The sequence below is a fragment of the Pseudomonas glycinis genome (assembly GCF_054871425.1).
Map to the genome: position 1 here is coordinate 1 of NZ_JBTYHF010000019.1, position 14,648 is coordinate 14,648.

A 14,648-nucleotide genomic window follows, 5' to 3' on the forward strand; every position below is an offset into this window, starting at 1 on the left:
AGTCCAGCGTTCGGCTCGATATTGCAGGCGAGCGTAAATCGTAAATACACCTCGGTCAGTCCCCTCTCCCTCTGGGAGAGGGTTAGGGTGAGGGGCTTTTGATCTTCAATGGGCTGCGGTCAGAACGCCACCGAAGTCTGCACATAAACCGTCCGCGGCTCACCCACGTACTTGCCCTTGTTGTTGTCATCGAACGAGCGTGTGAAGTACTGCGTGTTGAAGATGTTCTTCACGCCCACCGCCACATTCAAATCCGACAGTTGCGGTCCGAAGTCATACCCGGCGCGGCTGCTGAACAGCATGTAGCCGGGGATCTTGCCGGTGCTGCCATCGGCGCTTTCCCTCGAAGTGTTGGCGTTGTCGGCGAACTGGTCGCTCTGGAAGCTGCTGTCCAGATTCAGCTTCCATGGCCCTTCGGTATAACCGACGCCAATCGTGCCTTTGTGCTTGGAGGAAAACGGCACGCGGTTGCCTTTGTTCGGCCCATCCTCGCGGATGGTGGCGTCGACATAGGCATAACTGGCGTAGACATCGAAACCGGCCAGCGCCGGGCTCAAGTCGTCGAGCGCGTAATTGACGCTGGTCTCGATGCCCTGATGGCGGGTTTCGCCGCGAGCGATCACCGAGTCGTTGGTCTGGTTGCTTTCGTACTGGTTGTCGAAGTTGATCAGGAATGCGCCGATTTCCGCGCGCAGGGCACCGTTGTCATAGCGCGTGCCGAGTTCCCAGGTGCGGGCCTTTTCCGGTTTCACTTCGCCGCTGCTCACGCGATTGGGCATCTGGCTGTATTGCACGCTGCCGAACGAGCCTTCGGTGTTGGCATACAGGTTCCAGCTGTCGGTGAGGTGATATAGCACGTTCAGCGCCGGCAGCGCGGTGTTGTAGTCGCCCTTGTATTTGACGTTGGTCAGGTTGTTGGTCTGTTGCGACTCGATCATCTCGTAGCGCACGCCCGGAGTGATGGTCCATTTGCCGATGTCGATGCGGTCATCGACGAAGAATGCGTTGGCCTCGGTACCACCGCGAGTGTCACGGTCGTTGCGGCTGCTGGTGGTCGGGTATTCGTTGGCGCTGATCGGCGTGCGATAACGCAGTTCGTGGCCGGCCTCATTGATGTAGCGGTAGCCGACGCCGACTTCGTGGCTGCTCGGGCCGAGGTCGAAACCTTGGGCGAAACGGGTTTCCAGACCACGTACCCAATATTCGCGGGGCGACAACGAAAGGAATGTGCCCTGATCCAGATAACCGCTGCGCAGGGTTTTGGTGAAGAAGGTGTTGGCGGTGAATTCGCGGCGATCTTCCTGATAGCGATAGCCGAAGTTGAACATCGTCCGGCGGCCCCAGAACTGGTCTTTCGGCCGCGTCGACTGGTACGGATCGGCATCGTAATCGGCGACGGTCAGACCGCCGGGCATGTCGGCCTTGCCTTCGTAATACTGGGCCATGGCGTTGAAGCTGTTGGCTTCGTCGAGCTGATATTTGCCCTTGAGGATCAGGTCGTCGATCTCGGTATCGCTGTGTTCGCGCCAGTCACCGCCACGGGTGCCGGAGTACAACAGCGCACCACCGAGGCCGTTGGCGTTGGTACCGCCGGCCAGCAGATTGGCGCTGGTCTTGAAGCCGTCGTGGCTCGACGATGGGCTGGTTTCAGTCTGGAAACCACCCTTGACCGTTGGCTCGTCGGGAATCGCCCGGGTCACGAAGTTGACCACGCCGCCGACGTTCTGCGGGCCATAACGCACCGCGCCGCCGCCGCGCACCACGTCCACCGCATCCATGTTGCCCATGCTGATCGGCGCGAACGACAACTGCGGCTGACCATACGGCGCGAACGGCACCGGGATGCCATCCATCAATACTGTCGAGCGCGCGGCCAGGCGTGGATTCAAACCACGAATGCCGAAGTTCAGCGCCATGTCGTGGCTGCCGGTGCCGTTGTTCTCCGGCGCGTTCACACCGGGGATGCGGTTGAGCACATCGCGGGCCTGGGTCGCGCCTTGGCGTTCGAATTCTTCGCGGCGGATCACATCACGCGCGCCGGGGTGTTCGAAGACATTGATCTGCGCCGCATCGCCGAGCCAGTCGCCGACTACGGTCGAGGTGCCCAGCTCCAGCGCCGCGTCAGCCAGCGGTTGCAGGCTGAAGGCATTGTCGCCTTCGGCGCGGGCTTGCAGGCCGGTGCCTTCGAGCAGGGCATCGAGGCCTTGTTGCGTCGTGTAATTGCCCTCCAGACCCCGGCTCTGCACACCGCTGGTGACTTGCGAGCCAAAGGAAATCAGCACGCCGGCTTCCCGGCCAAACTGGTTCAGCGCGGTTTCCAGCGACGTCGGGGCGATGTGATAAACCTTGGTCTCGGCGCCCAGCGCAGCGGGCAGGGCGGTGAAACTCAGGCTGGCGCCGAGCAGAAGATTGCGCAGGCTGCGGGCCAGTGGGGTAAGGCGGGTGGGCTGCATGTGGATGATCCTGAGAAGGTGGAATCAAGGGGGCTTTCCTTCTCTGTCACGCCAGATCTGAAAAACGGCTCATGGTTTTGGCGTTTTTTTACACCCGCGCTTCGATGCTCACCCAATAACGGGTAAAGCGCTTCACTCTGACCGGCAGACTGATCTGCAACAGGTCAAGAATCCGCTCACTGTCATCCAGTGGATACGTCCCGGAAATCAGCAGATCGGCGACCTGGCTGTCGCACCGCAGCTGCCCGCGCCGGTAGCGGCCAAGCTCTTCGAGGAAATCGCCGAGGCGCATATGGGCGGCGACCAGCATGCCGTCAGTCCACGCACCGCTATTGGCGTCCAGTGGTTTGGCCGCGCTGACGGAGCTGGCAGTAAAACTCAACTGCCGCGCAACCGGCAGCAGCAGGGGCGCGCGATGGCTGGCTATGAGTTCGACTCGTCCTTCAAACAGCGCGATCTGCGTGTGATCAACAAACTGCCGCACATTGAGGCGCGCACCTTGGCTTTTCAGCACGCCGTGTGCCGTGCGTATCTCGAACGGATTTGCAGCGCTCAACAGCATTTCGCCCCCGAGCAGACGAATCAACCGCTGCGCACCATCAACATCAACCGAGCTGGCGGTATTGAGCTGTAACGAATCGGCACCGCCCAGGCCGATCTTGCGCCGCTGGCCCACCGGCGTGCGGTAATCGGCGAGCAGCGACGGCAACGGCGTGTGCTCGCGCAGGCCCCAGGTCGCCGCTGAGCCGGCACCGAGAATCAGTAACATTTTCAACGCCTGACGGCGGCTGCCGGACTTCGGTCCGTTCAACGCCGCGTGGGCCAACGGCGACGAAACGCCGCGCAAACGCTGATTGACTCGTTGCATGTGTTCCCACGCCCGGCGGTGTTCGCTGTGCGCATCCAGCCATTGTTGCCAGGCCTGCTGCTGGCGCGGGGTGAGGGTGCCCTGCTGCATTTCCAGCAACCAGTGCACCGCCTGTTCGGCGACTTGCGCAGAGAAGTCCGGCGCGCGATTCACAGGGCGAAATAGCAGCGCATGGCCGCTTTGTTCAGATGGCGTTTGACCGTGGCCACCGAGATTCCCAGTTCTGCGGCGATCTGTGGATAAGTCAGACCATCGACCTGAGCGAGCAGGAAGGCGCGTTTGACCTGGCGCGGCAAACCGTCGAGCAGTTCATCGAGTTCGACCAGTGTCTGCAGGATGATCGCTTTGTGCTCTTCCGACGGCGCGACCACCTCCGGCATCTGCGCCAGTGTCTCGAGGTAGGCGCGTTCCACATCCTGGCGCCGGTAATGATTGAACAGCACGCGCTTGGCCAAGGTGGTGAGAAAGGCGCGCGGTTCGATGATCATCGGTGGCTCGCGGGCGGTCAGCACCTTGATGAACGTGTCCTGAGCCAGATCCGCCGCGCTGTCGGGGCAGCCGAGCTTGCGCCGCAACCAGCCAGTGAGCCAGCTGTGATGAGCATGGTAGAGCGATTCGACGAGATGGGCGGGCGGCAACGAAATGACTCCGGACGCAAAATTTGCGTAGAGAACGTGCATTAGAGAACAAGAACGGTTCGCATTGTAGAGGCTGGCGACAGTGTCCGGCAATCAGATGCTTTTGCGTATGAGAATATTTATCATTAATATTGCTCGTCTGTAGATTCGGCTTGTCGGCCGAACGTTTTTCGTTTCAGGGTCGAAACATGAAAGGCAAACTCGCCACCCTTCCCATGTCCTATCGTCTGGCCGTCACTTCGCGAGTGCTGGCGGCGATTTTCGGCGGCTATCTGGTCGCGGCGCTGGCCAGTGTCACCCTGACGTTGTGGCTGCCGCTGAACCGCGCCGAAGCGGTGGTCACTGGCATGACCGTGTCCTTTCTGGTCTATCTGGTCGCAGTGCTCTGGTGCTTTGCCTGCCGCAGCGCGTGGTCGGCGTGGGTCGGCCTGTTGGTGCCGAGCGTGATTCTCGCCACCGTTTCCGGTGCCGCGCGCGGTCTGGGGCTGGCATGAAAGAAGGTTTCCGCCAGGCAATGGCGTGGCTGCACACCTGGGCGGGGCTAGTGTTCGGCTGGTTGTTGTTCGCGATTTTCCTGACGGGAACACTCGCCTACTTCAAAGACGAAATCAGCCACTGGATGCAGCCGGAAATTGCGGCGCATCCACTCGATGCCGAAGCGAGCCTGACGCTCGCGCAAAACTATCTGCAGCAACACGCCGCCGGTGCCTCGCGCTGGCTGATCGATTTGCCCGATGCCCGCGATCCCGGTCTGACCGTGCGCTGGCAACAGGCGCCGGGCAAACCCGGCGAGCGCGGCCGCTTCGAATCCCGAACTCTCGATGCTCAGACTGGAGCCGAAGTCCAAGGCCGCGAAAGCATGGGCGGCGAGTTCTTCTACCGCTTTCACTTCCAGTTGCAGATGCCTTATCCGTGGGGCCGCTGGCTGGCGACCATCGCTGCGATGGTGATGTTCGTCGCGTTGATCAGCGGCATCATCACCCACAAGAAAATCTTCAAGGACTTCTTTACCTTCCGCCCGCGCAAGGGCCAGCGTTCCTGGCTCGACGGGCATAACGCGGTGGGTGTGCTGGTGCTGCCGTTTCACTTGATGATCACCTACAGCAGCCTGGTGATTTTCATGTCGATGGTCATGCCAGCCAGCATCGTCGCCTCTTACGGCAGCGACGTGCGCAAGTTCTATGACGAAGTCTTTCCTGCCTCGAAGACACCCGAGCGCGCCGCTATCCCCGCGCCGTTGACCGCCATGGCGCCGCTACTGGCCAAGGCCAGCGAGCAGTGGGCGGGCGGCCACACCGCGCGGCTGTCGGTGAGCAATCCGGGCGATGCCAGCGCCACGGTGGTGCTGTCCCGCGCGGGCGATCGGGTGGTGCATGATTTCGGCCGGGCGGTGACCTTCAACGGCGTCACCGGACAGCTTCTGAGCAGTACCCCCGATCAACCCATGGCGATGGCGGTGGGTGGCGCGTTTTATGGTCTGCACATGGGGCATTTCGCCGGGCCGCTGTTGCGCTGGCTGTATTTCATTTGCGGACTGGCTGGCACGGCGATGATTGGCACCGGGCTGGTGATCTGGCTCGGCAAGCGGCAGCTCAAGCACGTGAAAAGCGCGGCGCTGCCGTTCGAACTGCGCCTGGTCGAGGTGCTTAATATCGCCAGCATGGCCGGCCTGGTATCGGCGGTGGCGGTGTTCTTTTTGGCCAATCGACTGTTGCCGGTGAGTCTGGCGGGGCGGGCCGATTGGGAAGTGAATGCGTTCTTCATAGCCTGGGGCCTGAGCGTGGTGCACGCCGTGTTGCGTCCGGGGCGCAAGGCGTGGATCGAACAGCTGACGCTCGGCGCTGCGCTGTTTATCGCGGTGCCGCTGATCAATGCGCTGACCACACCGTGGAATCTTGGCGCCAGCCTGATGCAGCGTGATTGGGCACTGGCCGGATTTGATCTGACCTGCCTTGCGACCGGGCTTTTCCTGGGCTGGGCTGCGCGCAAGATGCAGCGTACGGGCGACTCCGTCAGCGTTCGCAAAACAAGTTCTTCGGCTCGCTCGATCACAGTCGAACAGGGGGCCAACTGATGCTGCTGGCCCTGTTGCTCACCTATGCCGGCTTCACCGCGTTGTGCCTGTCGATGCCACGTCATCACGCCGAATTGCTCGGCGCCAAACCGTCGACACGCCGCCGTCAGGGTCTCGCGTTGGCGGGATGGTTGTTGCTGGCGCTTTCGCTGTGGGCGGCGGTGGCGGCCGGTGGCTGGAGTTTCGGTCTGGTCGACTGGTTTGCAGTGCTGATGCTCAGCGCTTTGGCACTGGTGCTGTTGCTGCCTTATCGCCCGCGTCTGGCGTTGGCGCTGGCCGGGTTGAGCTTGTTAGCCAGCCCGGTTGCAGCCTGGGCGCAGTGCTGAGGTGCTGATCGGTCTGCCGCCGGAATCGCGCGACGATGAAGCGCGTGGCGCGCGTGCGCATTTTCTCCAGGTTTTTCTGTCCCAGCGTGCGCAAATGGAAGCGCTGGTGAACCGCCGCGTCGGTTGTCGGGCGACGGCGGCGGATCTGGTCCAGGATCTTTTTTTGCGCTTCTGGCGCCGGCCGCTGGTGCAGGTCGAAGAACTCAGCACCTATCTACTGCGCTGCGCCGGCAACATCGCCATCGACCATTTGCGCAGCGAAGGCACGCGCACGCGCGTTAACGAAGGCTGGCAGCCGGACGAACCCGACAGCCATGGCAGCGAACCCCAAGCCGCACTCGAAGCGGGCAATGATCTGCGTCACGTCGAAGCAGCGTTGCGCGCCTTGCCCGAGCGTACCCGGCAGATCTTTCTGCTCAATCGCATTCACGGGCGCAAGTACGCCGAGATCGCCAAGGTCATGGGCCTGTCCCAAAGTGCCGTAGAAAAACATATGATGCGCGCCCTCGAGGCCTGCAAGGCCAGCCTGCGCGAACCCGCGCCACGCCTGCCAGGGAAAGCACCGTGAAGCCATCAAACCCGATCACGCCGACACCGGCCCAAGAGCAGGCCGCGCTGGCCTGGCTGAGCCTGTTGCATGACCGCCCGAGCACTGGCGATCAACTGACCTTCAGCCAATGGCTGCGCGCCGACCCCGCCCATGCCGAAGCGTATGCGCAGGCGCAGGTGATCTGGGAACTCAGCGAAGCCCCGGCGCGCATGTTGGCCGAGGAAGATGCGCTCGCGCTGCAAGGTTATCTGCAGGCGATGGACGCCCCGCGTCGCTCGCCGACGTGGCGTTGGTCAGGCGCGCTGGCGCTGGCCGCGTGTCTACTGTTGATGGTCAGCCTCGGCACAGGGTGGCAGGCGCAGCGCTGGCTCGACGATCTGCGCGCCGATCATGTCTCGGCGCCCGGTGAAATTCGCACGGTGACTCTGGCCGATCAGTCGCAAGTGACACTGGATGCCGATAGTGCGATTGCTGTGGATTTCAGCCGCGGTCAGCGCCGTTTGCAATTGATTCGTGGCGCTGCTTTCTTCAGCGTCACTCACACCGGCGATCCGTTTGTGGTGGCGGCGGAGCAGGGCGAGGCGCGGGTGCTGGGCACCCAGTTTGAAGTACGCCGACAACCCCACGGTGCGCAGGTGACGGTGTTGTCGGGACGTGTCGCGGTCACGGCGGACGAGCATGGCCAACAACAGATTCTCACGGCCGGCCAGCAAGTTGCCTACGCCGACGGCACGGCGGAAAAAATGCATGCCGTGGACAGTGAAGCGCAACTGGCCTGGCGTCAGGGCTGGCTGACTTACTACAAGACCGCGCTGGCCGATGTCGTTGAGGATCTGCGTCGGTATTACCCGGGGCGGATTGTGCTGCTCAACGATGAGCTGGCGGCGCGCAAGGTCAGCGGCAGTTTCCCGAGCAAGGACCCGCAGGCGGTGCTCAATTCGCTGCAAGGGGTGATGGGGTTTGAGCAGCATCGGGTGTTGGGGCAGCTGATTATTCTGCGCTGAGGCTGCCGGCTTCTTCGCGAGCAGGCTCGCTCCCACAGGGAACGCATTCCAAAGGTGGGAGCGAGCCTGCTCGCGAAGGCGCCAGCCCAGGCAACAAATCCCGCGAAAAATATTTTCAAATTAAAGGTGAGGTAACCCCGAGCCCCATCCGTGTAGTGACTGAAACTGCGAGCCATTCGCATCCGTTGCGGTTCTACACAGGTCATTGAGCAATGAAGTCCAGGGCAAAATCCGGTTCGGTCAAACAGTGGTTGGGCATGTCGGCGTTGAGTTTTTCCGCGTTGGCATTGCTGCCGATGAGTATCGCGCTGGCCGCTGAAGCGGTGGGCAGTCAGGCGCAACAGCAATTCAATTTTGCCCTCGCCGCCAAACCGTTGCCGCAGGCCCTGAGCGACTTCAGCCGCGTGACCGGGCAGAGCGTGGTCTACACCGACGAAGCGCCGTACGGCCTCAATGCTCCGGCAGTCAACGGCCAGATGAGCGCCGAACAGGCCCTGCAACGCCTGCTCGGCAACTCCGGCCTGAGCTTTCGCCGCACCGACAGTCATACCCTGGCGCTTGAGCCGATGCCGACCGCAGGCGCGCTCAATCTCGGCGCCACCACCATCACGTCCACGCGCGACGAATCGATGAGTTATCAGCCACCGGAAACCAGTTCCGTGATGCGCTCATCGGCGTCGCTGCAAGAAATCCCACAGACGGTCAATGTCATCCCGGCGCAGGTCATTCGCGATCAGGCGCCGCGCAATCTCGACGACGCGCTGGCCAATGTCAGCGGCATCACCCAGGGCAACACCTTGGGCAGTACCCAGGACTCGGTGATGACTCGCGGTTTTGGTGACAACCGCAACGGCTCGATCATGCGCGACGGCATGCCGCTGGTGCAGGGCCGTGGCATGAACGCCACCGTGGATCGCGTCGAAGTGCTCAAGGGCCCGGCCTCGTTGCTCTATGGGATTCAGGATCCGGGTGGTGTGGTCAACCTGGTCAGCAAGAAGCCGGAACTGACCCAGTACAACGCCGTGACCGTGCGCGGTTCGACCTACGGTGACGGCAAGAATGGCAGCGGCGGCGCCTTCGACAGCACCGGGGCGCTGGGCGATTCCGGCTTCGCCTATCGCATGGTCGTCGATCATGAAGACGAAGATTACTGGCGCAACTTCGGCACCCATCGCGAGACGCTGATCGCACCGTCGCTGGCCTGGTACGGCGAGCGCACCAAGCTGCTGTTCGCCTACGAGCACCGCGAATTTCTCACCCCGTTCGACCGTGGCACCTTGATCGATCCGCGCACCAACCATCCGCTGGATATCTCGCGCAAGCAGCGTCTCGATGAGCCGTTCAACGACATGGAAGGGCGCTCGGACCTCTACCATTTCGAAGCCGACCATGAACTTAACGACGACTGGAAAGCCCACTTCGGCTACAGCTGGAACCGTGAAACCTACGACGCCAGCCAGGTGCGCGTGACGGCGATCGACACCAACAAAGGCACACTGACCCGCAGCATGGACGGCACGCAAAACGCGATCAGCACCGATCGTTTCACCACCGCCAGCCTCGAAGGCAAAGTGAATGTGCTGGGCATGCAACATGATCTGGTGTTCGGCGTTGATGATGAATACCGCAAGATCTACCGCGAAGATCTGATCCGGCAGAAAAGCCTGACCACCTTCAGCTATCTCAACCCGGTTTATGGTCGCGAAGTGATGGGCACTACGGTGAGTGCGCCCGACAGCGCGCAGACCGACAAACTGCGCAGCGATTCGCTGTTCCTGCAGGATTCGATTCACCTCAACGAGCAGTGGATTCTGGTCGCTGGCGGACGTTTTCAGGAGTACGACCAGTACGCCGGCAAAGGCGTGCCGTTCAAGGCCAATACCGACAGCAATGGCCAGAAGTGGGTGCCGCGCGCAGGGCTGGTGTATCGCTACACCGACGCGCTGTCGTTCTACGGCAGCTACACCGAATCGTTCAAACCCAACTCGACCATCGCCCCGCTGAGCGGCAGCAGTACCGTGCTCGACGGCAGCATCGCGCCGGAGGAAGCCAAGTCGTGGGAGCTGGGTGCGCGGCTGGATATGCCCGGCAGCATCACCGGCAATATCGCGTTGTTCGACATCAAGAAACGCAACGTGCTGGTGGCCAATTCCGAAGGCCCGACAACGATTTACAGTGCGGCAGGCGAGGTTCGTTCACGCGGGTTGGAAGTTGACCTGAGCGGGCAGCTCAGCGAGCACTGGAACCTGATCGGCAGCTACGCCTACACCGATGCCGAAGTCACCGAAGACCCGGAATACAAAGGCAAGCGTCTGCAAAACGTAGCGAAGAATTCCGGCTCGCTGTCGGCGGTGTATGACTTCGGCAATGTGTTTGGTGGTGATCAATTGCGTGTCGGTGCCGGTGCGCGCTACGTCGGCGAGCGTGCCGGCAACGCGGTGAATGATTTTGACCTGCCGAGCTACACCGTGGCGGATGCGTTTGCCACTTACGACACCATGGTTGAAGGGCAGAAGGTCAAGTTTCAGTTGAACGTGAAGAACCTGTTTGATCGCACTTATTACACCTCTTCGGCGAGCCGCTTCTTTGTGTCGATGGGGGATTCGCGGCAGGTTTCGCTTTCCAGCACTCTGGAGTTTTGAGGCAAGATCAAAAGCCCCTCACCCTGGCCCTCTCCCGGAGGGAGAGGGGACTGACCGTGGGATATTCGAGAGATACACCGACCTGAAAGTAATGCTTGGAATCCATAATCGATGCGATTTTTAGGTCGATGTACACCGCAAGACACCTCGGTCGGCCCCCTCTCCCTCTCCCGGAGGGAGAGGGGACTGACCGTGGGATATTCCAGAGGTACACCGACTTGAACGTGTTGCTTTGAATCTATAATCGATTCGGTGTTTCAGGTCGACGTACAGTGCGAGACACCTCGGTCGGCCCCCTCTCCCTCTGGGAGAGGGCTGGGGTGAGGGGAAGAGGGCTCAACGCAAAAAAGCCTGCCGATACTCGCCCGGCGTCCCACCCAAAACCTGCCTGAACCGATTAGTGAAATGGCTGGCACTGGCAAACCCGCACGCCAGCGCAATTTCGCCAAGCGGCAGCGCCGTGCCGCGCAACAATTCCCGCGCCCGGCTCAAGCGCCGCGCCAGCACATATTGATGCGGCGGCAGGCCGAAGCTCAGGCGAAACATCCGCGCAAAGTGGTATTCCGACAGTGCACACAGCCCGGCCAGTTGCCCGAGGCTGATCGGCTCAGCCAACTGGTTGTCGATGAACTCCACCAGTTGTCGGCGCTGGTGCGGCGCCAGCCCGCCCTTGAGGCGCAAGCCCTGGCGCGCACCCACCTGGCTGAGCAAGGTGTGGCTGATCAATTCATGGGCGAGGCTGCTGGTCAGCAAGCGCTCGGCCGGCTCTTGCCAGTTCAGATTCAGCAATTGCCGGAAGCGCTGCGCCTGCTGCGGATCTTCGAGAAAAGTCTGCTCGCGTAATTGCATCTCGCGCGGTTCGCGATCGAGCAACGTGACGCAACCGAGGGCGAATTGTTCGGCGCTGAAATACAGGTGCGCCAGACGGATATCGCCATTGATCACCCAGCCCGATTCATGATCGGCCGGCAGGATGCACAGCTTGTCCGGCCCGCCCTTGCGGCCCGGCTGGCCACGACGGAATGTGCCGGTGCCGCCGGCGACGTAGCACGACAGCGTGTGATGACTTGGCGCTTCGTATTCCTGGGCATCGTGGTGGTTGGTCCACAAGGCCGCAGACATGCCGTCACCGAGCTCGGCGCTGTGCACAAGGCGTGCATTCGGCGAGCGGTTGAGGGCTTGAAAGACTTGCAGGGTATCGATAGCGGCCATGTTCGGTTCTCTCCAACGCCTTGCATCCTACTCCGTAGACGCCGCCCTGCCAGCCTGCCGCCAGACAAAAGCGCAAGATTGTGCAAGCGTCGAAGGCTGCCCGAGGCAGACACTCAAGGCCTGTTTAAGGAGTGTGTGCCATGAACCTGTCGTTGTACCTGCTGACCGTGCTGATCTGGGGCACCACCTGGATTGCCTTGAAATGGCAATTGGGCGTGGTCGAAATCCCGGTGTCGATTGTCTATCGCTTCGGCCTCGCCGCGTTGGTGCTGTTTGCGTTGTTGCTGCTCAGCCGACGCCTGCAACCGATGAACCGCCGAGGCCACTTGATCTGTGTGGCCCAAGGACTCTGTCTGTTCTGTGTGAACTTCATGTGCTTTCTGACGGCCAGCCAGTGGATACCCAGCGGTCTGGTGGCGGTGGTGTTTTCTACGGCAACGTTGTGGAACGCGCTGAATGCGCGGGTGTTCTTCGGCCAGCGCATTGCGCGCAATGTGTTGCTGGGCGGTGCGTTGGGGCTGTCGGGTCTGGGGCTGTTGTTCTGGCCGGAACTGGCCGGGCATCAAGCCAGCCCGCAAACCCTGCTCGGCCTTGGATTGGCGTTATGCGGCACCTTGTGTTTTTCCGCCGGCAATATGCTCTCGAGTCTGCAACAGAAAGCGGGATTGCGACCGCTGACCACCAACGCCTGGGGCATGGCCTACGGCGCGGCGATGCTGACGGTGTGGTGTCTGATCAAGGGCATACCCTTCGACATGGATTGGTCGCCGCGTTACGTCGGGGCACTGTTGTATCTGGTGATTCCCGGCTCGGTGATCGGCTTCACCGCGTACCTGACGCTGGTCGGGCGCATGGGCCCGGAGCGGGCGGCTTACTGCACGGTGCTGTTCCCGGTGGTGGCCCTGAACGTGTCGGCGTTTGCCGAAGGTTATCAATGGACCGCACCGGCGCTGGTCGGGCTGGTGTTGGTGATGCTGGGCAACGTGCTGGTGTTTCGTAAACCGAAAGTGCTGTTGTCTGCGGGTCAAGGGAAGTTGGCTTGATAAAGCGAGCGCTGGGTTTCAGCGCTCAACTTTCAAAGTGATGTAGATCATCACCGGGAAGATGAAGTCGACAATATGCCTCGCCCAGTCCTTGGCATTCCATGATAGCGAAGTGTCCATATCGAACCACTCGACACCTACAGTTTGTAGACAAACGTAATAAATGAAGATGGCGACCAATATGCCCATGATCGAAAACTTCTTGGCTTCATGGAATGCCGCTGGCGATGCATCGATGTAGCGATACAACTGGTAAGTACCGATCAGGCAAAGCACGGTATAGGTGACTTCCATGGTGATGATCAACCAGTAGATCCGGTGATGGATCATCGGCGAATCGATCGCGCGGTACATGATGTTTTCACTGGCGTTGGTGGTGTCCATGCTCAGGATATGTGCAACGTAAGTGTAGTTGGACTCATAGTCAGTGAAGTTATGAATCATCACCAGCAAGCCAAAGAAACTTATATAAGCCATCAAGATGACTTTGCTGTAACGAATGAGTTTGTCGGTGGTCAGGGTGTTCACGGGATTGGCTCTCCATGGCTATTAATCAATAAGTTGATAAGTTGCGAGAGCTTATATGGCAGTTACTGGGTCCGGCGTTTTTGTTCGGTTGCAAGTTATGTAAGGTGAAGGCCGGCGCAATGTTGCGCCGGCCTTTTTTTTCAGCCGCGCCAGACTTGCAGGTTGACCAGATCCTGCGGCCGTTCGCCGAGCAGGGCGCTGCGCAGGTTGGCCAGTGCGCGGTTGGCCATGGCTTCACGGGTCTCGGTGGTGGCCGAGCCGATGTGCGGCAGGGTCACGGCGTTTTTCAACTGGAACAGCGGCGATTCGGCCAGCGGTTCTTTTTCATAGACGTCCAGCCCGGCGCCACGGATGCGGTTGTTTTGCAGGGCTTCGATCAGTGCCGGTTCGTCGACCACCGGGCCGCGCGAGATGTTGACCAGGATCGCGCTCGGCTTCATCAGCGCCAGTTCGCGATGGCTGATCAGGTGACGGGTCTTGTCGCTCAGTGGCACTACCAGGCAAACGAAATCGGCTTCGGCCAGCAGCTCATCGAGGCTGCGGAACTGTGCGCCGAGCTCCTGTTCCAGTTCGGTCTTGCGGCTGTTGCCGCTATAGATGATCGGCATGTTGAAGCCGAAGCGTCCGCGCCGGGCGACAGCGGCGCCGATGTTGCCCATGCCGACGATGCCGAGGGTCTTGCCGTGCACATCAGTGCCGAACAGCGGGGCGCCGACGCTGGCCTGCCATTGGCCGGCCTTGGTCCAGGCGTCGAGTTCGGCGACGCGGCGGGCGCTGCTCATGATCAGGGCGAAGGCGAGGTCGGCGGTGCTTTCGGTGAGCACGTCGGGGGTGTTGGTGAGCATGATCCCGCGTTCGTTGAAGTAGCCGAGGTCGTAGTTGTCGTAGCCGACCGAGACGCTCGAAACCACTTCGAGTTTTGTTGCGCTTTCCAGTTGTGCGCGGCCGAGTTTGCGGCCGACGCCGATGAGGCCGTGGGCGTGGGGCAGGGCTTCGTTGAACTGGGCGTTGATGTCACCGGTCTTGGGGTTGGGGACGATGACGTCGAATTCTTCTTGCAGGCGTTCGATCATGGGCGGGGTGATGCGGCTGAAGGCCAGGACTGTTTTTTTCATTGGGGTTGGGCTCGTCGGGGCTTGATTGCAAGCACGCTAACATTTTCTCGCTCGGGTTGTCTTGGCGGCCTCTGGGCCGACCATGCCTTGGTTTGTCTGGTGTGAATATCCGAAGGTTTCGGTGCGGCTGCTGGCGGTTTCGCCTGACGGCGACTTACTTTTTTACAAGCGCCGGTGCGTGTCAACGTATAAGCG

The 14,648-nt window shown here is 61.0% G+C and carries 13 protein-coding genes; 7 read left to right on the plus strand and 6 right to left on the minus strand.

Translation table 11 applies throughout. The annotated features are described in order from the left end of the window. Positions 1–119 precede the first annotated feature (119 nt). The 3 genes from fecA to ACYSTU_RS26830 all read right to left on the minus strand — a co-directional run bounded on the left by fecA (position 120) and on the right by ACYSTU_RS26830 (position 4,001). Positions 120–2,453 (minus strand): TonB-dependent Fe(3+) dicitrate receptor FecA, encoded by a 2,334-nt coding sequence (gene fecA / locus ACYSTU_RS26820; protein ID WP_264364550.1) that lies wholly within the window; start codon positions 2,451–2,453, stop codon positions 120–122. An 88-nt stretch (positions 2,454–2,541) separates the two neighbouring features. Then, a complete protein-coding gene (locus ACYSTU_RS26825; protein ID WP_136491974.1) occupies positions 2,542–3,474 on the minus strand; it encodes a DUF4880 domain-containing protein in 933 nt (310 codons plus the stop codon). Next, positions 3,471–4,001 (minus strand): sigma-70 family RNA polymerase sigma factor, encoded by a 531-nt coding sequence (locus ACYSTU_RS26830; protein WP_136491975.1) that lies wholly within the window; start codon positions 3,999–4,001, stop codon positions 3,471–3,473. The genes ACYSTU_RS26825 and ACYSTU_RS26830 overlap by 4 nt, the downstream gene beginning before the upstream one ends. A gap of 146 nt (positions 4,002–4,147) precedes the next feature. Here ACYSTU_RS26830 and ACYSTU_RS26835 point away from each other — a divergent pair, with 146 nt between their 5' ends. The 6 genes from ACYSTU_RS26835 to ACYSTU_RS26860 all read left to right on the plus strand — a co-directional run bounded on the left by ACYSTU_RS26835 (position 4,148) and on the right by ACYSTU_RS26860 (position 10,555). Next, positions 4,148–4,453 (plus strand): DUF3649 domain-containing protein, encoded by a 306-nt coding sequence (locus ACYSTU_RS26835; protein ID WP_041479671.1) that lies wholly within the window; start codon positions 4,148–4,150, stop codon positions 4,451–4,453. Beyond that, a complete protein-coding gene (locus tag ACYSTU_RS26840; RefSeq protein WP_499002711.1) occupies positions 4,450–6,033 on the plus strand; it encodes a PepSY-associated TM helix domain-containing protein in 1,584 nt (527 codons plus the stop codon). Before ACYSTU_RS26835 ends, ACYSTU_RS26840 begins: the two co-directional genes overlap by 4 nt. Beyond that, positions 6,033–6,359 (plus strand): DUF3325 domain-containing protein, encoded by a 327-nt coding sequence (locus ACYSTU_RS26845; protein WP_281877496.1) that lies wholly within the window; start codon positions 6,033–6,035, stop codon positions 6,357–6,359. Before ACYSTU_RS26840 ends, ACYSTU_RS26845 begins: the two co-directional genes overlap by 1 nt. A 1-nt stretch (position 6,360) precedes the next feature. Further along, the gene (locus tag ACYSTU_RS26850; protein WP_499002715.1) at positions 6,361–6,927 is read left to right on the plus strand and encodes an RNA polymerase sigma factor; all 567 of its coding nucleotides are present in this window, start codon (positions 6,361–6,363) and stop codon (positions 6,925–6,927) included. Then, positions 6,924–7,913, plus strand: coding sequence for a FecR family protein (locus tag ACYSTU_RS26855; protein ID WP_499002717.1), 990 nt, complete (start codon positions 6,924–6,926; stop codon positions 7,911–7,913). Before ACYSTU_RS26850 ends, ACYSTU_RS26855 begins: the two co-directional genes overlap by 4 nt. 212 nt (positions 7,914–8,125) lie before the next feature. Then, entirely contained in the window at positions 8,126–10,555 is a 2,430-nt protein-coding gene (locus tag ACYSTU_RS26860) for a TonB-dependent siderophore receptor (protein WP_016771619.1), read from the plus strand. Positions 10,556–10,891: 336 nt separating this feature from the next. Here the strand turns inward: ACYSTU_RS26860 and ACYSTU_RS26865 are convergent, their stop codons facing one another. Continuing rightward, positions 10,892–11,767 (minus strand): helix-turn-helix domain-containing protein, encoded by an 876-nt coding sequence (locus tag ACYSTU_RS26865; protein WP_071174437.1) that lies wholly within the window; start codon positions 11,765–11,767, stop codon positions 10,892–10,894. 140 nt (positions 11,768–11,907) lie between these two features. Between ACYSTU_RS26865 and ACYSTU_RS26870 the strand changes: the two genes are divergently transcribed. Next, a complete protein-coding gene (locus ACYSTU_RS26870; RefSeq protein ID WP_122700000.1) occupies positions 11,908–12,810 on the plus strand; it encodes a DMT family transporter in 903 nt (300 codons plus the stop codon). A gap of 18 nt (positions 12,811–12,828) precedes the next feature. Here ACYSTU_RS26870 and ACYSTU_RS26875 read toward each other — a convergent pair whose 3' ends face one another. After that, positions 12,829–13,338: a DUF2165 family protein gene (locus ACYSTU_RS26875; protein ID WP_499002722.1), complete on the minus strand. Its 510-nt coding sequence runs from the start codon at positions 13,336–13,338 to the stop codon at positions 12,829–12,831. Positions 13,339–13,478: 140 nt separating this feature from the next. Further along, a complete protein-coding gene (locus ACYSTU_RS26880) occupies positions 13,479–14,453 on the minus strand; it encodes a 2-hydroxyacid dehydrogenase (protein ID WP_499002725.1) in 975 nt (324 codons plus the stop codon). Positions 14,454–14,648: the final 195 nt, after the last annotated feature.